Origin of the sequence: Streptomyces sp. NBC_01317, from assembly GCF_035961655.1 — a bacterium.
In the GTDB taxonomy this organism is placed as follows: domain Bacteria; phylum Actinomycetota; class Actinomycetes; order Streptomycetales; family Streptomycetaceae; genus Streptomyces.
The window spans coordinates 5,273,697-5,293,276 of the sequence record NZ_CP108393.1 but is presented as its reverse complement, the minus strand read 5'-3'; the positions used below and the strand labels follow the sequence as shown (position 1 = coordinate 5,293,276).

Here is a 19,580-nt window from a genome sequence, read left to right as displayed (position 1 = left end):
GACACACAAGATCCCCATACGTCCGCCGAACCCCGTTGTGGCACGTCACGAGCCCATCACGATCAGCGAGTTGGCCATGAGCGCAGTATTGCGGCGCCCGGTCACCCGGCGTAGGACTGTGCCCACGGGACGAGAGCGGCGCCGCCACGTCACGGCTGCGACGCCGGTTCCGTATGCGTAGAACCAGACGCGCACGGGAGAGACGGGGCAGCGATGCGCACAACTCGTACAGCACGTAGGGCTCTTGCCACACGTACCAGCACACGTACCACCCGCACGGTCGCCGTGGCGATCGTCGCCGCGGGCGCCGTGACCCTCGCGGGCTGCGGCGGCTCGGACGACGGCAAGGGCACGGACACGGACACACCGGCGAGCAAGGCTCCGGCGGCCACGGTCCAACTGCCCAAGCTCGACGGGGAGAAGATCGAGGTCGCGGCGGTCTGGACCGGCCCCGAGCAGGAGAACTTCACCAAGGTCCTCACGGAGTTCGAGAAGCGCACCGGCGCGAGCGTCACGTTCGTGCCCGCGCAGGACCCGATCGTCAACTTCCTCGGTACGAAGATCGCCGGCGGCAGTCCGCCCGACGTGGCGATGCTGCCGCAGGTCGGCGCGATCCAGCAGGCCGTGGCGAAGAAGTGGGCCAAGCCGGTCGGCGCGGAGGCGAAGGCCCAGCTCGCGAAGAACTACGACCAGGGCTGGCAGGACCTCGGCGCGGTCGACGGCACCCAGTACGGCGTGTACTTCAAGGCCGCCAACAAGTCGCTGGTCTGGTACAACAACGCCGCGTTCGAGAACGCGGGCGCCACGGTCCCCACGACCTGGAAGGACTTCCTGACGACCGCCGAGACGATCTCGGCCTCGGGAGTCACCCCGGTGTCGGTCGCCGGCGCGGACGGCTGGACGCTCACCGACTGGTTCGAGAACATCTACCTCTCCCAGGCGGGCCCGGAGAAGTACGACCAGCTCGCGCAGCACAAGATCAAGTGGACCGACGGCTCGGTGCGGGACGCGCTGACCACCCTCGGCCAGCTCTTCGGCAAGCCCGCGCTGATCGCGGGCGGCGCGGACGGCGCGCTCCAGACGGAGTACCCCGCGTCCGTCACCCAGACCTTCACCGGCGGCGACCAGCCGAAGGGCGCGATGGTCTTCGAGGGCGACTTCGTGGGCGTCAACATCGGCCAGACCGAGGCCAAGATCGGTACGGACGCCAAGGTCTTCCCGTTCCCCGCGGTCGGCCCCGACGCCCCCGTGGTGACCGGCGGCGACGCGGCGGTGGCGCTCAAGGACTCCAAGGGCGCGCAGGCGCTGCTGACGTTCCTGGCCTCCCCGGACGCCGCGAAGATCTGGGCGGAGTCCGGCGGCTTCCTCTCGCCCAACAAGGGCCTGGACGTGGCCGCGTACCCGAACGACGTCCAGCGGGACATCGCGAAGGCGCTGATCGCGGCGGGCGACGACTTCCGCTTCGACATGTCGGACCAGATGCCGCAGTCGTTCGGCGGTACGCCCGGCAAGGGCGAGTGGAAGGCCCTCCAGGACTTCCTGAAGAACCCGAAGGACGTCGCGGGGGCCCAGCGGAAGCTGGAGTCGGACGCGGCCAAGGCGTACAAGAGCTGACGGGATGTCGGCGACAGCGGAGGGCACCAAGAGCACCACGCCGGTGCCCTCCGTCCCGGGCAACACACGCAAGAGCGTGACAGGCACACGTAAAACGATCGCGGCCGGCTTCCTGCTGCCCGCGCTCGTGCTGCTGGGCGCGCTCGTGGTCTACCCCATCGGGTTCTCGGTCTACCGGTCCTTCTTCGACAAGTCCGGCGGCAGCTTCGCCGGGCTCGACAACTACATCGAGATATTCACCGACGACACCATCCTGACGGCGGTCAAGAACAACGCGATCTGGGTCGTCGTCGCCCCGACGGTCGCCACCGCGCTGGGCCTGATCTTCGCCGTGCTCACCGAACGGGTGCGCTGGGGCACGGCGTTCAAGCTCGTGGTCTTCATGCCGATGGCGATCTCGATGCTCGCGTCGGGCATCATCTTCCGGCTCGTGTACGAGCAGGACCCGGAGCGCGGGATCGCCAACGCCGTCTGGGTGGGCGTGCACGACACGTTCAGCGACTCGGCCGGCTTCCCCAAGGCCCATCCGCTGCCGGTGCACCCGCTGAAGGCGGCGGGCGGCGGCGCGTTCGTCACCAAGGACACGGTCCGGGCGGGTACGGACGTACAGCTGCCCCTGGTCGGGGTGGCCCCGGACGTGATGCCGTCCGACGCCGAGCGGGCGAAGGCGCCGCAGCCGTCGGACAGTTCCGGCTCCGAAGACAAGGTCAACGGCACGGCCTGGCTGGACTTCACCCGGGGCGGCGGCGGAAAGCCCAACGTCATCGACGCGTCCGAGCTGGGCCTCAAGGGCATCAAGGTCGAGGCGGTCAAGGACGGCAAGGTCGTCGCGAGCACCGAAGCCGCCGCCGACGGTACGTTCACCCTCCCCGCCGAGGCGGACGGCGCCCAGCTCCGGCTGCCCGCCTCGAACTTCCGGGAGCCGTACAACGGGGTGAACTGGCTCGGGCCGAACCTGGTCACCCCCGCCATCATCGGCAGCTATCTGTGGATGTGGGCGGGCTTCGCGATGGTCCTCATCGCGGCGGGCCTGGCGAGCGTGCCGCGTGAACTGCTCGAAGCGGCACGGGTGGACGGCGCCAACGAGTGGCAGGTCTTCCGCCGGATCACCGTGCCCCTGCTCGCCCCGGTCCTCGCGGTGGTCATGGTCACCCTGATGATCAACGTGCTGAAGATCTTCGACCTGGTCTTCATCATCGCGCCCGGCTCGTCCCAGGACGACGCCAACGTACTGGCGCTCCAGCTCTACCGGTCGTCGTTCGGCACGGACGCGGATCTCGGCGTCGGCAGCGCCATCGCCGTACTGCTGCTCCTGCTGGTGATCCCGGTGATGCTGTTCAACGTCCGCAGGATGCGAAAGGAGACTCGCCGATGACCACGACCGAGCCCGCGGTCAAGGCGAAGCAGTCCCTCGCGGCCCGGCTCGCGGCCCGGGCGGGGGGCGGCGTCCTGCGTGTCTTCCTGCTCCTGGTCGCGCTGTTCTGGCTGATGCCGACGATCGGGCTGCTGTTCTCCTCGCTGCGCGACTCCACGGACATCAGCGCGAGCGGGTGGTGGCAGGTCTTCACCGCCCCCGCGCAGCTGACCACGGAGAACTACTCCCGGCTCCTCGACAACGACGTCATCACCAACTCCCTGTTCTCCACGATCCTGATCACCGTCCCGGCGACCCTGCTCGTCGTGGTGATCGGTTCGCTCGCCGGATACGCCTTCGCCTGGATGGACTTCCCGGGGCGCGACTGGTGGTTCCTGGTGGTGGTCGGCCTGTTGGTCGTGCCGGTGCAGGTCGCGCTGGTCCCGGTGTCGAAACTCTTCGGCGCCGTCGGCATCTTCGAGACGACCTTCGGCGTGATCCTCTTCCATGTCGCCTTCGGTCTGCCCTTCGCGATCTTCCTGCTGCGCAACTTCTTCGCCGAGATCCCCAGGGAGTTGCTCGAAGCGGCGCGGCTCGACGGGGCGGGCGAGATCAGGCTGTTCACGCGGGTAGTGATGCCGCTGGGCGGGCCGGCCATCGCCTCGCTGGGCATCTTCCAGTTCCTCTGGGTCTGGAACGACATGCTGGTGGCGCTGGTCTTCGCGGACTCCAAGAATCCGCCGATCACGGTCGCACTCCAGCAGCAGGTACGGCAGTTCGGGAACAACGTCGACGTGCTGGCGCCCGGGGCGTTCGTGTCGATGGTGATCCCGCTGGTCGTGTTCTTCGCGTTCCAGCGGCAGTTCGTGACGGGCGTGATGGCGGGGGCCGTCAAGTAGCCGTGAACACAGCCGTCAAGTGACCGCGCGCCGGGGAGGGTTCACTCCTCCCCGGCGCGTTGTCCCGTGCGGGCGTCCCGCGCGTCCTGTCCCCCGTTCGGCCCGTCCCGCGTAACCCCGGCGCCTCTGCGGCCGTTCCCGGGCCATGCCCCGGTTCAGCGTGATCGTCACCGCGTACAAGGTCCAGGCGTACCTCCAGGACTGCCTGGAATCGGTACGGACGCAGACCTGCGACGACCTGGAACTGATTGTGGTGGACGACGGTTCGCCCGACGCCTGCGGCGAGATCATCGACGCGTGCGCGGCCCGTGACCCCCGTCTCACCCCGGTCCGTCTCACCGCGCACGCGGGCGCGGGACCGGCGCGCAACGCCGGACTCGCCCGCGCCACCGCCGATTACGTGATCTTCCTCGACGGCCGGGACACCCTCGTCCCCGGCGCGCTCCAGGCCCTCTCGGACCGGCTCAAGGAGACGGACAGCCCCGATGTCCTCGTCCATGACCACGCCGTCGCGCACCCGTCGGACGGGACCGTACGCACCCCGTGTGTGGCCACACTCACCGAAGAGGTCGCCCCGGACGCGCTGCCCTTCCTGCTGACGGCCACCGACAAGGCGTACCGCAGGGAGTTCGTGGAGAGCGCGGGCCTCACCTTCCCGCCCGGCCGCTTCTCCGACGTCGCCTGGACCTACCCGGCGCTGATGACGGCCGCGTCGATCGTGACACTCGGCCAGGTGTGCGCGGTGGAGCGCCCACTCCCGCTGCCCGCGCCGCCGTCCGCGCACCTGGACGTCTTCGCCCCGTACGACCGCGTCTTCGCCTTCCTCACCGGCCGCCCCGAGGAGGCCCGTTGGCGCCCGGTCGTGCACCGGCGCATGCTCGACCACCTCGCGCTGCTGGCGGCCACCGCCCGGCCGCGCGCCGCGTTCTTCCGCCGGGCCCGCGCCCACCACCGCCGCTACCGCACCCCGGGCACGCTCGTCGGCCATCCCCTGCTGCGTCACGGCGCCCACCGTACGTACGCCGTCCTCCGCGCCGCCCGCGCCCTGCGCGCCCGCGCACGCCGTACGACCACCGCCGTACGCCGCGCCGTGCGCGCGGTGGCCCTGCGCCTCCACTACGCCGTCCAGCGCCGGCTTCCGCTGCGCGCCGACCGCGCGGCCTTCGCCACGTACGGCCCCGGCGGCGACCCCGCCGCGATCGAGCGGAAGGTACGCGAACTGGCGCCGGGCATCCGGACGTCCTGGCTCACCGACCCGGACTCCTTCGCGTACTGGACCGCGCTGGCCAGGTCCGCGTACCTCACCAGCGACACCCTCTTCGACCCCCGGCTGGTCGAACGCCCCGGCCAGACGCTGCTCCAGACCCACCGCGGCACCCCGCTCGGGTCCGTCGGCCTGGACCTGGCGGACCGCCCGGCGGTGCCGATGGACCTCCCCAGGCTCCTCAAGGATGCGGCCCGGTGGGACTACACCCTCTCGGCCAACCGCCACGCGACCCTGACCCACGAGAAGGCGTACCCCTCCCCCGCGACCACCCTCGAATACGGCCACCCCCGCCACGACACGCTCCACGCCCCCGCCGACGTGCCGGGCCTGAGGGAGTCCCTGGGCATTCCGGAGGGCTTCACCACGGTCCTGTACGCCCCCGCGCACCGCGACCACCACCGCGTGCAGACGCCGTCACTGGACCTGGAACGCCTCGCCCGGTCCCTGGGCCCGCGCTACGTCGTCCTGACCCGGGTGGCTCCCGCCGCGCCCCACCCCCGGATCATGGACGTGTCGGAGCACCCGTCCGCGGAAGTCCTCTGTCTGGTCTCGGACGCGCTGATCACGGACTACGCGCCGCTGATGTTCGACTACGCGCACCTGGACCGGCCGATCGTCCTGCACCACGCCGACCGCCAGGTCTTCGAGGCCGTCCGGGGCACCTCCGTGGACCTGAGCGCATTCCCGCCGGGCGCGGTGGCCCGTACCGAGGACGAGCTGATCGACATCTTCACCACGGACCACTGGCGCGGCTCGCGCTCGGCCCAGCTCAGGACGGCGTTCCGGGCGCGCTTCTGCCCGTACGCGGACGCCGGGGCGGCGGAACGGGTGGTGCGCCGCGTCTTCCTGACGTGACACCGCCCCGATCCGGTTCCGATGCCCCGGGCGGGGCCTACGCGCCGCCCTTGAGCGCGGCCACCGCCGACGCCGCCAGCATGTCCAGATACCCCTTGGGCAGGTCGTTCCTGACCACCACGAGCCGCCAGTACAGCGGCCCCACGGTCAGGTCCAGCGCCCGGTCCGGGTCCGTGCCCTCCGGCAGTTCCCCCCGCTCCACCGCCTCCCGCACGATCACCGCCGCGATCCCCTGCTGACCGTCCAGCAGCGCCGTCTTGATCGCGTCGGAGATCTCCGGGTGGCGCGCCGCCTCCACCAGCAGGTCCGGGATCACCTGCGAGGCCACCGGATGGCGCAACGCGTGCGAGGCCACTTCCAGCAGCGCCCGTACGTCCCCGTAGAGCGACCCGGTGGCCGGCGCGGGCAGGCCCTGCGCGGCGAAGACGGACAGCAGGTCCAGCACGAGCGCCAGCTTCGACTTCCACCGGCGGTACACGGCGGTCTTGCCGACCCCGGCCCGCCGCGCGATGCCCTCGATCGACATCCGGGCGAACCCGACCGCGGCCAGTTCCTCGAACACCGCGGCGCGGATGGCGTCGGTCACGTCCTCCCGGAGCACGGCGGCTCCCGCGGGTACGCGGCGTGAAGTGCGCGGATCCGTGGTCATGAGTTGAGCATAGCTTGACCAAGGCGTCACGACGCTACGGTTGCGTTCCGTCGGAAAATCGTCCTAGCATCGACGTTGCGACGATACGGACCCGTTCCATCGCCTGCGTCGACCCAGCCACCGTCGAAAGCGGTACCTGTGAGCCAGACGATCTCCCCCACCACGCCGAACCCCGGACAGGACCCCGACCGGAAAGGCGAGAACGCCCAGGTCGGAACCGGTCTCCTGCCGCCCGGTACGGACCTGGCCGCCCTCGCCGCCCGCCACGGACTGACCGTGAGCGGAGCGCGCCCCTCACTGCCCGCGTACGTCCGCCAGCTCTGGTCGCGCCGCCATTTCATCACCGCGTTCGCGACCGCCCGGCTGATGTCCCAGTACAGCCAGGCGAAACTCGGCCAGGTCTGGCAGATCATGACCCCGCTGCTCAACGCGACGGTCTACTACTTCATCTTCGGCATCCTGCTGAACACCAAGCACGGCGTGCCGGACTACATCCCGTTCCTCGTCACCGGCGTCTTCATCTGGACCTTCACGTCCAGCGCGATCACCTCCGGCACCCGGGCGATCTCGGGGAACCTGGGCCTTGTCAGGGCCCTGCACTTCCCCCGCGCCTCGCTGCCCCTGGCCTTCGCGCTCCAGCAGCTCCAGCAGCTGCTCTTCTCGATGGCCGCGCTGGCCGCGATCCTGGTCTGCTTCGGGCAGTACCCGACGCTCAGCTGGCTGCTGGCGGCGCCCGCACTGCTGCTCCAGTCGGTGTTCCTGGCCGGCCTCTCGATGATCATGGCCAGGCTCGGCGCCAAGACGCCGGACATCGCCCAGCTGACGCCCTTCCTGCTGCGCACCTGGATGTACGTCTCGGGCGTGATGTACAGCATCGACAAGGTGTCCGGGAAGCTGCCGCACTCGGTGGCGCTGCTCCTCCAGTGGAACCCCGCCGCCGTCTACATCGACCTGATGCGCTTCGCCCTCATCGACAGCTTCGGCTCCGACAAACTGCCCGACCACGTCTGGGCCATCGCGCTCGGCTGGGCGGTGGTGGTCGGGGTCGGCGGATTTGTCTACTTCTGGAAGGCAGAGGAGGAGTACGGACGTGGCTGACCTGACCAGGACCGACCTCACCAAGGCCGAAACGCGGGCCGCCCCCGCCCCCGAACCCCCCGCCCCCGAGCCCACCCCCACCGTGATCGTCGACGGTGTCCACATCACGTACAAGGTCCACGGCACCAAGGGCGGCAAGGGCTCCGCGACCTCCGCCCTCAGCCGTATCGCCTCCCGCCGCGCCGCCCCCGGCGTCCGCGAGGTGCACGCGGTCAAGGGCGTCAGCTTCGTCGCGTACAAGGGCGAGGCCATCGGCCTCATCGGCTCCAACGGCTCCGGCAAGTCGACCCTGCTCAAGGCCATCGCCGGGCTGCTGCCGCCGAGCGAGGGCCTGATCCACACCGAGGGCCAGCCCTCCCTTCTCGGCGTCAACGCGGCGCTGATGGGCGACCTCACCGGCGAGCGCAACGTCATCCTCGGCGGACTCGCCATGGGCATGACGCGCGAGCAGGTCCGCGAGCGGTACGCGGACATCGTGGAGTTCTCCGGCATCAACGAGAAGGGCGACTTCATCTCACTGCCGATGCGGACGTACTCCTCGGGCATGGGCGCCCGCCTGCGCTTCTCCATCGCCGCCGCCAAGAACCACGACGTCCTGCTGATCGACGAGGCGCTCTCCACCGGCGACGCCAAGTTCCAGCGCCGCAGCAAGGAGCGCATCGCCGAGCTGAGGAAGGAGGCCGGCACGGTCTTCCTCGTCAGCCACAGCAACAACACCATCACCGAGACCTGCGACCGCGCGCTCTGGCTGGAATCGGGGGTCCTGCGGATGGACGGCCCGGCGAAAGAGGTCGTGGCCGCCTACCAGAAGTTCACCGGTGGCAAGAAGTAGGAACAAGAACCAGGAACAGGACGGCCACGCGCCCCGGCCTCCGTACGAGCTGAGAGACAGCTCGTACGGAGGCCGGGGCGCGGCGCGATTCAGCTGAACGGCTCAAGCTGAACGGCTCAGCTGTGCGTCCGCAGCAGCGTCCGCATCGTCCGCATCGCCACCGACAGATTCGCCAGGTCGAACGCGTCGGAGCTCTGGATCTCCTCCAGTGTCGTACGCGACCGCCCGAGGATCGCCGCGTTCTTCTGCTCCCACGCCTTGAAGCGCTCCTCGGGAGTCGAGTTGGCGTCCCCGACGGACAGCACGTCCGCGGTGAGCCCCGCGTGCGCCGCGTACAGGTCCTCGCGGATGGAGGCGCGGGCCATGGACTGCCAGCGGTCGGCCCGCGGCAGCTCGATGATCCGGTTCATCAGCTGGGTGATCCGCAGCCGGTCCCCGAGGTCGTAGTACACCTCGGCGACGCCCAGCGGGTCCTGTCCCGTACGGTCCGCGATCGCCACGACGTCCAGCGTCGGGAAGGCCGAGGAGAACCCGGCGACCCGCAGGGCCAGCTCCTCCGGCACGTCCGCCGAGGTCAGCTCGTCCAGGATGCGCTGGTACCACTCCAGCTCCGCGCCGCGCAGCATCGTCGGCAGCTGCGCCCAGACGTCCTCCACGCCGGCCGCGAAGAACTCGATCGTGGACGCGATCTCCAGCGGCTGCGGCCGGTTGCCCAGCAGCCAGCGCGTGCCGCGCTCGACCAGGCGGCGCGAGTGCAGCCGGATCCGGGTCTGGACGTCGGCCTCGACCTTGTTGTCGAGCGCCTCGACGGAGTCCCACACGGCGTTCAGGCCGAAGATCTCGCGGGCCGCGGTGTGCGCCCGTACGATCTCCTCGATCGACGCCCCCGTCTCCTCGCGGAGCCGGTGCAGGAAGGTCGAACCCCCTGTGTTCACCGTGTCGTTGACCAGCACCGTCGTGATGATCTCGCGGCGCAGCGCGTGCCCGTCGATCTGCTCGGCGAACTGCTCCCGCAGCGGGGCGGGGAAGTACGCGTGCAGCAGCTTGCGCAGGTACGGGTCGTCGGGCAGATCCGTGTGGATCAGCTCCTCCGCCACCGTGATCTTGGTGTAGGCGAGCAGCACGGCCAGCTCGGGCTGGGACAGTCCCTTGTTGGCGTTGAGCAGCTCCCGGACCTGCCGGTCGGTCGGCAGGAACTCCAGCGCGCGGTTCAGATGCCCGTCCCGCACCAGCCTGCGCATGAAGCGCTGGTGGGCGTGGAGCAGGGACGGCGACTGGATGAGCGCGTTGCCGAGCGCCGTGTTCTGCGCGTAGTTGTTGCGCAGCACGAGCGAGCCGACCTCGTCGGTCATCGCGGCCAGCAGCTTGTTGCGCTGCTTGACCGTCATGTCCCCCTCCGTCACCAGGCCGTTGAGCAGCACCTTGATGTTGACCTCGTGGTCGGAGGTGTCCACGCCCGCGCTGTTGTCGATGGCGTCGGTGTTGACCTTGCCGCCCTCGCCGCCGGCGCCCCGGCGGGCGAACTCGATGCGGCCGAGCTGGGTCAGCCCCAGGTTGCCGCCCTCGCCGACGACCTTGACCCGCAGATCCTCGCCGTTGACCCGGATCGCGTCGTTGGCCTTGTCGCCGACGTCCGCGTCCGTCTCCGTGGACGCCTTGACGTACGTACCGATCCCGCCGTTCCACAGCAGGTCCACGGGGGCCTGGAGGATCGCCTTCATCAGCTCGGCGGGGGTCAGCTTCGTGACCCCGGGCTCGATGCCGAGCGCCTCGCGGACGTGGGTGTTGACGGGGATCGACTTGGCCGTACGGGGGTGGACGCCACCGCCCTGCGAGAGCAGCGCCTTGTCGTAGTCGGCCCACGAGGAGCGCTGGAGCCCGAAGAGCCTGCGGCGCTCCTCGAAGGAGGTGGCCGCGTCCGGGTGCGGGTCGATGAAGATGTGCCGGTGGTCGAAGGCCGCGACCAGCCTGATGTGCTCGGAGAGCAGCATGCCGTTGCCGAACACGTCACCCGACATGTCACCGACGCCGACCACCGTGAAGTCCTCGGACTGGGTGTCGTGCCCCAGCTCCCGGAAGTGCCGTTCGACGGACTCCCAGGCGCCTCGGGCCGTGATGCCCATGCCCTTGTGGTCGTACCCGGCGCTGCCGCCGGAGGCGAACGCGTCACCGAGCCAGAAGTCGTACGCGACCGCGACGGCGTTGGCGATGTCGGAGAAGCTCGCCGTGCCCTTGTCCGCGGCGACGACCAGGTAGGTGTCGTCCTCGTCGTGCCGGACGACGTCCGTAGGAGGCACCACCGCGCCCGCGACCATGTTGTCCGTGATGTCGAGCAGCGCCGAGATGAAGATCTTGTACGCGGCGATGCCCTCGGCCAGCCACGCGTCCCGGTCCGCGGCCGGGTCGGGCAGCTGCTTGGCGACGAAGCCGCCCTTGGCGCCGACCGGCACGATCACCGTGTTCTTGACCATCTGCGCCTTGACCAGGCCGAGGATCTCCGTACGGAAGTCCTCCCGCCGGTCGGACCAGCGCAGCCCGCCGCGCGCGACCTTGCCGAAGCGCAGGTGCACGCCCTCGACCCGCGGGGAGTAGACCCAGATCTCGTACGCGGGCCGGGGGGCCGGCAGGTCGGGGATGGCCTGCGGGTCGAACTTCATCGACACGTACGTGTGGTGCTTGGCGACCGGGGCCTTGTCGGCCTTCCCGGGCTTCCCGGGCTTCTCGGCCCGCTCGGCCTCGCCGGTCTTGTCCGTCGTGCCCGTGTCCAGGCTCGCGGACTGGAAGTAGTTGGTCCGCAGCGTGGCCTTGATGAGCGTGAGGAAGGACCGCAGGATCCGGTCCTGGTCCAGGCTCGCGACCTGGTCCAGCGCCCCGTCCAGCTCCTCCAGCAGCCCGTCCGTCAGCTCCGTGCCGGCGCGCTGGTGGCCCGGCGACATCCGTGCCTCGAAGAGCGAGACCAGCAGCCGGGTGGTGTGGACATTCGTACGGAGGGTGTCCTCCATGTAGTCCTGGCTGAACGTCGACCCGGACTGGCGCAGGTACTTGGCGTACGCGCGCAGCACCATCGCCTGACGCCAGCTCAGCCCGGCCTCCAGGACGAGGGAGTTGAAGCCGTCGTTCTCGGCGGCGCCCGTCCAGACGGCCGCGAAGGCCTCCTGGAAGCGCTCGCGGGCGTCGTCGGCGCGCGTCTCCCCGCCCAGGCCGCTCACCGGCATCCGCAGACCGAAGTCGTAGATCCAGGCGTGGGTGCGGTCCGCGCAGCGCAGCTCGTACGGACGCTCGTCGACGACCTCGACCCCGAGCCTCTGGAGCACGGGCAGGACGCGCGAGAGGGACACCTGCTCGCCCAGCCGGTAGATCTTGAAGCGCCGCTCACCGGGGGCCGCGCCGACCGGTTCGTACAGGGAGAGCGAGAAGTCCTTCCCATCGTTGGTGAGCGCCTCCAGGTGGACGAGGTCGGCGACCGCGGCCCGGGGGCTGTGGTCGGCCTTGTAGCCCTCGGGGAAGGCGCCCCCGTACCGGCGCAGCAGCCCGGCGGCGCGCTCCTCGCCGCATTCGGTGTTGAGCGCCTCGGAGAAGGCGTCCGCCCAGGAGCGGGCGGCCTCGACGAGCCGGGCCTCGATCCGGTCGGCGTCCGCGTCGGTCAGCTCGCCGATCTCGGTGCCCGGCGGGACCCGTACGACAAAATGCAGCCGGGAGAGGATCGATTCCGTGTTCCACGCGGTGAAGTCGACGCTGGTGCCGCCCAGCTCCTCCTTGAGGATGTCGACCAGCCGCAGCCTGACCCCGGTGGTGTACCGGTCGCGCGGCAGGTAGACGAGGGCGGAGTAGTAGCGCCCGTACTCGTCCTGGCGCAGGTACAGCCGCAGCCGCCGGCGCTCCTGGAGATACAGGACGCTGGTGACGATCGAGCGGAGCTGGTCGACCGGCGTCTGGAACAGCTCGTCGCGGGGGTACGTCTCCAGGATCTGCACCAGGTCGCGGCCGTCGTGGCTGTTCGGCGAGTAGCCGGCGCCCTCAAGGACCTCGGCGACCTTGCGGCGCACGACCGGCACCCGGCGGACGGACTCGGTGTACGCGGCCGAGGAGAAGAGGCCCAGGAAGCGGCGCTCGCCGACGACGTTGCCCTTGTCGTCGAACTTCTTCACCCCGACGTAGTCGAGATAGCCGGCGCGGTGCACGGTGGCGCGGCTGTTGGCCTTCGTGAGGACGAGCAGCTTGTGCTCACGGGCCTTGGCGCGCGCGTCGGCGGGCAGCCGGCTGAACGACGGGCTGACCGGGTGGTCGTCGTCCTCACTGTGGTGCGGGTCGGAGCGCAGGATGCCGAGGCCGGTGCCGGCCACGGCGGACAGCGAGTCGGTGTCCGTCAGCTGGTACTCGCGGTAGCCGAGGAACGTGAAGTGGTCGGCGGCCAGCCAGCGCAGCAGCTCCCTGGCCTCGTCGACCTCCTGGACGCGCAGGTCGTCCGCGGTCGGCTCGGTGGGCAGCTCCTCGGCGATGCGCAGCGCGGCCTCGCGCATCTTGTCCCAGTCCTCGACGGTCTCCCGTACGTCGGACAGGACGCGCCGCAGGTCGGAGGTCATCTGCCGGAGGTCGTCGCGGTCGGACTCGCGGTCGATCTCGACGTGGATCCAGGACTCGGTGAGCGCGTCGTGCGGACGCTCCGTCCCGGTGGCGGGGCCGTCGGGGAGCACCTCGATCAGCTTGCCCGTGACGTCGCGGCGGACCACGACCTGCGGGTGGATCACGGCGTGGATGCCGCGGCCCTGGCGGGACAGCTCGTTGGTGACGGAGTCGACCAGGAAGGGCATGTCGTCGGTGACGACCTCGACGACGGTGTGGCTGGACGTCCAGCCGTTCTCCTCGACCGTGGGGGTGTGGACCCGCACGTCGGCGGTCCCCTGCGGGCGGTTCTCGGCCAGTCGGTAGTGGGAGAGCGCCGCGCCGTAGAGGTCGACCGGATCGCGGTCGGCCAGGTCTTCGGGAGCGGTGTGCAGGTAGTAGCGCTGGAGGTACGCGAGAAGCGCGTCCTGTCCGGAACGCCCCTCGTGCGCGGACCCGCCCGCGGCCTGGTCGGCCAGGGGGCTGCCCCCCAGTCCTCCGGTCTCCCCCGCCGGGCTGTTCTCAGCGACCCGGGCCGCCCGTTCGAGCAGCTCGGCCTTGGCTTCGTCCAGCTTGGTCTGCATGTCCTCTGGCTCCTGTCGCGCGCCGTTGCGTGACGTAGATGAAGGAAGCGCCACAACGCCACGACGCGGGGTTTCCGGTCGGGGTCGACGTTATGCCGCGATGAGAGATGTCCGGGACGTTATTGGCCAATTTTGACGGCCGGTCCGGATAACGGCGATCGACGACGGCCCGGGCGCGGTGGCGCTCCGGGCGCAGACGGGGGGCTTCGCTGCCCCCACGGCATATCGCGCTGATCACTGCCCCAGGCTATCGCTCTCCACCGGGGCCCCGTCATGAGCCGCATGTGTACAAAAGCGCACCGCGAAGTTTGACACTCCGGCCAGCGACACAGAGGCTCCGGACTGCTCCGGCCCCATCAAGCCTCACCGGGCGCAATTCAAGCCCGTCCGGCGATTGAGGACATCAGTAAGCGGCACCCACGCACCACGCCGGGCCACAACGGAGCCCGTCCGGCGATTGAGGACGCGGTGACCCGCACCCGCCCACCACGCCGGGGCCGATCAAGCCCGTCCGGCGATTGAGGACATCACTGAGCGGCACGCCCACCGGGCTGACGGCACCGCCCACCGGACAGACGCCGGGGACCCGCTCTCAGCCCACCAGATCCTGCGCCGCCGCCACCGCCTCCTCCAGGGAGTCCACCACCGGCACCCCCGCCGCCGCCAGGCTCGTCCTGCTGTGCGACCCGCCCGTGTACAGCACCGCCCGCGCGCCCACATGCGCCGCCGCCACCGCGTCGTCCACCGCGTCGCCGATGACCACCGTGCGCTCGGGCGATATCGCGCCGACCGACGCCAGGGCGACCAGATGGCGCTCCATGTGCAGCGCCTTGCTCCCCCCGGAGGGACCCGTGCGCCCGTCGACCCGTACGAAATGGCTCTCGATGCCGTACCCCCGCACCACCGGAACCAGCTCCTCGTGGCCGTACATGCTCAGCAGCGACTGGCTGCGGCCCGCCCGCGTCCAGCCCGCGAGCAGCTCCTCGACGCCCGCCGTCAGGGCGCAGCCGACGCGCTGCTCCGTATAATGCCGGTGAAAGGTCTCGTCCATGACGGTCCATTCGGCGTCCGTCGGCAGCCGGCCCATCAGCCGCTCGTAGAAGACCGGCACGGGCACGCAGTACAGCTCGCGGTAGCGCGCCAGGGTGATCGGCTCCAGCCCGATCTCACCGAAGGCGGCGTTGGTCGCCCCGATGACGGCCTGGATGTCGTCCAGGAGTGTGCCGTTCCAGTCCCAGACCAGATGCGTGTTCTGCTTCCCCATGGCAAAACCGTACCGCCCGCCACTGACATCGGTGCAGTGGCCACGGGCCGTACGGGTCCCGGCGGCCCGCTCAGCCGATGAGGTGGCCGATCTCCTGGACGCCGTACCAGAGCAGTTCGTGGTCCTCGGCGCCGTCCACGACGAACTGCGCGTCGTCGTCGCCGTGATCCGCGGCGCCCAGCGCGGCGGCGGCGGCCGAGACGTCGGCGTCCGCGTCGTCCGCGTCGATGTGGACGGCGGCGGCCCCGGCGAGCGGCACGGCCGCGGCGATCCGCACCTCGCCGAGACCGGCGGAGTCCAGGCCGCGGTCCGGGTCGGAGACGGCTTCCCTGTCGGGGACGTCGACGGCGACGACCACCCGGCGGCGGGCGGCGTCCGGGTCCGCGGCGAGGAGGCGGAGGGAGGCGGCGGCGGCCCGGTTGAGGGCCGCGTACTCCAGCTCCTCGATGTCGTCGGAGACGTACCACTCGCGCAGCCCGGGGGTCACCGCGTAGGCCGTCAGCGGCCCGGGGCCCAGCTCGCCCGTCTTGTGCGCCTCCGCGAGACCGGGGAGGGTCGAGGGGACATAGACGCGCATGGGCTGACCGCTTTCCTAGTCGGGTGAGCGCTTAAGGATACGTGCGGGAATCCCTCGTGGGGGTGACGCGTACGAGGTCCCCCGGCGTCCACCCGGGAACCGTCCTCCCTGCCCCCGCCGGGGCCGTACGGACCGCCCGTCACCCGGATAGGTGACATCACGGCCGCGCGGCGCGCCCACGGACGGCTCTTGCCACGGTCTCCCCGGCCCCGTAGAAGATCCCCATCACAAGTTACCGCCCGGTATTCGAACCGGACGGGCAGAACGGGGGCGATCTGCGTGACCACGACAGGAACGACTCGCGCGGCAGGCGCGACGGAGGCGGCGGACACCACCCGCGACCCGGGCGCGACAGGTGCGGCGGGCACGACCCACCACGCGGGGGCGGCCACCTCGGGTACGGCGGAGGCGGCTCGCACAGCGGGCGGTACCAACAGCGCGGGCGGCGCCGCGACGGTGGCGGGGGCCGCGACGGCCACCCGTCCGACCAGGCCGACCGGCACCACCCGCTCCCCCGCCGGTCCGGCCGGCCAGGCCGGCTCCGCGCCCGCCGGACGGCCGGTCGCCGGATCCAGGCCGCCCGGTCGGCGAGACCAGCGCAGGCCCGGCACCGTGGGCCCGCAGCGCCGCCGCCACGTCCCGCCCCACGAACTGTTCGCCGAGCGCCTGCTCGCCGTCCTCAGCGGGCGCCGGCCCGTCCACTGGATGCTCGGCCAGACCGTCGGACCCGCGTACGAGCAGCTCGTACGCCTCGCGCCCGGCACCCCGCTGCGGGCGCGGGGCGTGCACCCCGTCGTCCGTACCTGCCGGAGCTTCGAGCCGCGCCCCGGCGTCCTGGAGGCGTCCGCCAGCATCGCCGCGGGCGCACAGGTGCGGGCCCTGGCCTTCCGGCTGGAGCGGGGCACCGATCTGCGCTGGCGGTGCGCGGCGGTCGAGCTGGGCGGCGACCGGACCTGAGCCGGACATGAGAACGGGCCGGGGCGCGCACCGCGTGTGCGCACCCCGGCCCGGTCCGTGGCCCGTTCCGTCGTGGTCCCTCAGGAGGACCCGTCAGGAGCTACTTCTTGCGGCGGCGCCCGCCCTGGGCCCCGCCCTTCTGCGCCTTGCGGCGCTCCGCGCGCGTCAGCCCGTCCGACGTGGAGCGCGTCGGCCCGTCCGCGTTCTGGAAGTCGCCCTCGACGACACCGCCCTCGCCGTCCACCGTGGGAGCGGAGAAGTGCAGCCGGTCCGGCCGCTGCGGGGCGTCCAGGCCCTTGGCGCGGATCTCGGGACGCGTGGCGGGCACCGTGGCGTCCTTGGTGAGCGACGTACGCTCCGCCGCGTCCTGCACCGGGACCTCCTCGACCTGCTGCTCGACCTGGACCTCCAGGTTGAACAGGTAGCCGACGGACTCCTCCTTGATGCCCTCCATCATGGCGTTGAACATGTCGAAGCCCTCGCGCTGGTACTCGACCAGCGGGTCCTTCTGGGCCATGGCCCGCAGGCCGATGCCCTCCTGGAGGTAGTCCATCTCGTAGAGGTGCTCACGCCACTTGCGGTCCAGGACGGACAGCACCACGCGCCGCTCCAGCTCCCGCATGATGTCGGAGCCGAGCTGGTTCTCCCGGTCCTCGTACTGGTCGTGGATGTCGTCCTTGATGGACTCGCCGATGAACTCGGCCGTGATGCCCGCCCGGTCGCCGGCCGCGTCCTCCAGCTCCTCGACGGTGACCTTCACCGGGTAGAGCTGCTTGAAGGCGCCCCACAGCCGGTCCAGATCCCACTCCTCCGCGAAGCCCTCGACGGTCTCCGCCTGGATGTAGGCGTCGATCGTGTCGTCCATGAAGTGCCGCACCTGCTCGTGCAGGTCCTCGCCCTCCAGGACGCGGCGGCGCTCGCCGTAGATGACCTCACGCTGCCGGTTGAGGACCTCGTCGTACTTGAGGACGTTCTTCCGCGTCTCGAAGTTCTGCTGCTCGACCTGCGACTGGGCCGAGGCGATCGCGCGCGTCACCATCTTGTTCTCGATGGGGACCTCGTCGGGGACGTTCGCCATCGACATGACACGCTCGACCATCTGCGCCTTGAACAGCCGCATCAGGTCGTCGCCCAGCGACAGGTAGAACCGGGACTCGCCGGGGTCGCCCTGACGCCCGGACCGGCCGCGCAGCTGGTTGTCGATACGGCGCGACTCGTGCCGCTCGGTGCCCAGCACGTACAGCCCGCCGAGGTCCTTGACCTCTTCGAACTCGGCCTGCACGGCCTTCTCGGCCTTCTCCAGCGCGGCGGGCAGGGCCGCGGCCCACTCCTCGACGTGCTCGACGGGGTCCAGGCCGCGCTGGCGCAGCTCCGCCTCCGCGAGGTCGTCGGGGTTGCCGCCGAGCTTGATGTCCGTACCACGGCCGGCCATGTTCGTGGCGACCGTGACCGCGCCCTTGCGGCCCGCCTGGGCGACGATCGTCGCCTCCCGGTCGTGCTGCTTGGCGTTGAGCACCTCGTGCTGCACGCCGCGCTTGCTGAGCTGCTGCGAGAGGTACTCGGACTTCTCGACCGAGGTGGTGCCGACCAGGATCGGCTGCCCCTTCTCGTGCTTCTCCGCGATGTCGTCCACGACCGCCGCGAACTTGGCGACCTCGGTACGGTAGATCAGGTCGGACTGGTCCATGCGGACCATGGGCCGGTTCGTCGGGATCGGCACGACGCCCAGCTTGTAGATCTGGTGGAACTCGGCGGCCTCGGTCATGGCCGTACCGGTCATGCCGGAGAGCTTGCCGTAGAGGCGGAAGAAGTTCTGGAGGGTGATGGTCGCCAGGGTCTGGTTCTCGTCCTTGATGTCCACCCCTTCCTTCGCCTCGATCGCCTGGTGCATGCCCTCGTTGTAGCGGCGGCCGGCGAGGATACGGCCGGTGTGCTCGTCGACGATCATGACTTCGCCGTCGATGACGACGTAGTCCTTGTCCTTCTTGAAGAGTTCCTTGGCCTTGATCGCGTTGTTCAGGTAACCGACGAGCGGGGTGTTCACCGACTCGTACAGGTTGTCGATGCCCAGCCAGTCCTCGACCTTCGCGACACCGGGTTCGTGGATGGCGACCGTGCGCTTCTTCTCGTCGACCTCGTAGTCGCCGGTCTCCTCGATGCCCTTGAGGGAGTTGCCGGCCTCACCCTTGGCGAGGCGGGTGACAAGCTTGGCGAAGTCCCCGTACCACTTGGTGGCCTGGTCGGCGGGGCCGGAGATGATCAGCGGCGTACGGGCCTCGTCCACGAGGATCGAGTCGACCTCGTCCACGATGGCGTAGTTGTGACCGCGCTGGACCAGCTCTTCCTGGGACCACGCCATGTTGTCGCGCAGGTAGTCGAAGCCGAACTCGTTGTTCGTGCCGTACGTGATGTCGCACGCGTACTGCTCGCGGCGCTGCGCGGGCGTCATGTTGGCCAGGATGCAGCCGATGGTGAGGCCCAGGAACTTGTGGACGCGGCCCATCATCTCGGAGTCGCGCTCGGCCAGGTAGTCGTTCACCGTGATCAGGTGGACGCCCTTCCCGGACAGCGCGTTCAGATACGCGGGCAGGGTGCCGACGAGGGTCTTGCCCTCACCGGTCTTCATCTCGGCGACGTAACCGAGGTGCAGCGCGGCGCCACCCATCAGCTGGACGTCGTAAGGACGCTGGCCGAGGACACGCCTGGCCGCCTCGCGAACGGTCGCGAAGGCCTCGGGAAGCAGGTCGTCCAGGCTCTCACCGTCGGCGTAGCGTTCTTTGTACTCGTCGGTGAGCGCCCGCAACTCGGCGTCGGAGAGGCTCTCGAAGTCCTCTTCGATGGAGTTGACCTGGTCCGCGATGCGGTGCAGTTTGCGCAGGATCTTGCCTTCGCCTGCACGCATGAGCTTGTTGAAGACGGACACTGAGGCTGGTCTCCTTGCCGGTCGGGCCTGGCACGTGGGTCGTATAGGAACACGGGCGCGGGCACGGCAGGCGGGCCCCACCGCATCGGCCATCGTAAGCGAGGA

At 70.3% G+C, this 19,580-nt stretch carries 12 protein-coding genes; 7 read left to right on the top strand and 5 right to left on the bottom strand.

The window, feature by feature from the left end; translation table 11 throughout:
- Nucleotides 1–213 precede the first annotated feature (213 nt).
- The 4 genes from OG349_RS22915 to OG349_RS22900 all read left to right on the top strand — a co-directional run bounded on the left by OG349_RS22915 (nt 214) and on the right by OG349_RS22900 (nt 5,989).
- A complete protein-coding gene (locus OG349_RS22915) occupies nt 214–1,614 on the top strand; it encodes an ABC transporter substrate-binding protein (protein ID WP_327236389.1) in 1,401 nt (466 codons plus the stop codon).
- A 4-nt stretch (nt 1,615–1,618) separates the two neighbouring features.
- Nucleotides 1,619–2,989 carry a carbohydrate ABC transporter permease gene (locus OG349_RS22910; protein WP_327236388.1) on the top strand — a complete coding sequence of 457 codons (1,371 nt, stop codon included), beginning with the start codon at nt 1,619–1,621 and terminating at the stop codon, nt 2,987–2,989.
- On the top strand, nt 2,986–3,867 hold the full coding sequence (locus tag OG349_RS22905; protein WP_161308693.1) for a carbohydrate ABC transporter permease: 882 nt from the start codon (nt 2,986–2,988) through the stop codon (nt 3,865–3,867). The genes OG349_RS22910 and OG349_RS22905 overlap by 4 nt, the downstream gene beginning before the upstream one ends.
- A 145-nt stretch (nt 3,868–4,012) precedes the next feature.
- Entirely contained in the window at nt 4,013–5,989 is a 1,977-nt protein-coding gene (locus OG349_RS22900) for a bifunctional glycosyltransferase/CDP-glycerol:glycerophosphate glycerophosphotransferase (protein ID WP_327236387.1), read from the top strand.
- 37 nt (nt 5,990–6,026) lie between these two features.
- Here the strand turns inward: OG349_RS22900 and OG349_RS22895 are convergent, their stop codons facing one another.
- Complete coding sequence (locus OG349_RS22895) at nt 6,027–6,638, bottom strand: TetR/AcrR family transcriptional regulator (RefSeq protein ID WP_327236386.1); 612 nt, start codon at nt 6,636–6,638, stop codon at nt 6,027–6,029.
- 225 nt (nt 6,639–6,863) lie between these two features.
- On the opposite strand from OG349_RS22895, the gene OG349_RS22890 reads away from it, so the two are divergent.
- Nucleotides 6,864–7,736 (top strand): ABC transporter permease, encoded by an 873-nt coding sequence (locus OG349_RS22890; protein ID WP_327238680.1) that lies wholly within the window; start codon nt 6,864–6,866, stop codon nt 7,734–7,736.
- 82 nt (nt 7,737–7,818) lie between these two features.
- The gene (locus tag OG349_RS22885; protein WP_327238679.1) at nt 7,819–8,568 is read left to right on the top strand and encodes an ABC transporter ATP-binding protein; all 750 of its coding nucleotides are present in this window, start codon (nt 7,819–7,821) and stop codon (nt 8,566–8,568) included.
- A 116-nt stretch (nt 8,569–8,684) separates the two neighbouring features.
- Here the strand turns inward: OG349_RS22885 and OG349_RS22880 are convergent, their stop codons facing one another.
- From OG349_RS22880 to OG349_RS22870, 3 genes are all read right to left on the bottom strand, one after another.
- Entirely contained in the window at nt 8,685–13,754 is a 5,070-nt protein-coding gene (locus OG349_RS22880) for an NAD-glutamate dehydrogenase (protein WP_327236385.1), read from the bottom strand.
- Between the two features lie 592 nt (nt 13,755–14,346).
- The gene (locus tag OG349_RS22875) at nt 14,347–15,018 is read right to left on the bottom strand and encodes an HAD family hydrolase (RefSeq protein ID WP_327236384.1); all 672 of its coding nucleotides are present in this window, start codon (nt 15,016–15,018) and stop codon (nt 14,347–14,349) included.
- Nucleotides 15,019–15,088: 70 nt separating this feature from the next.
- The gene (locus OG349_RS22870) at nt 15,089–15,595 is read right to left on the bottom strand and encodes a DUF6912 family protein (RefSeq protein WP_327236383.1); all 507 of its coding nucleotides are present in this window, start codon (nt 15,593–15,595) and stop codon (nt 15,089–15,091) included.
- Between the two features lie 612 nt (nt 15,596–16,207).
- Between OG349_RS22870 and OG349_RS22865 the strand changes: the two genes are divergently transcribed.
- Entirely contained in the window at nt 16,208–16,552 is a 345-nt protein-coding gene (locus tag OG349_RS22865) for an Rv3235 family protein (RefSeq protein ID WP_327238678.1), read from the top strand.
- Between the two features lie 100 nt (nt 16,553–16,652).
- Here the strand turns inward: OG349_RS22865 and secA are convergent, their stop codons facing one another.
- Complete coding sequence (gene secA / locus OG349_RS22860) at nt 16,653–19,475, bottom strand: preprotein translocase subunit SecA (RefSeq protein ID WP_327236382.1); 2,823 nt, start codon at nt 19,473–19,475, stop codon at nt 16,653–16,655.
- Nucleotides 19,476–19,580: the final 105 nt, after the last annotated feature.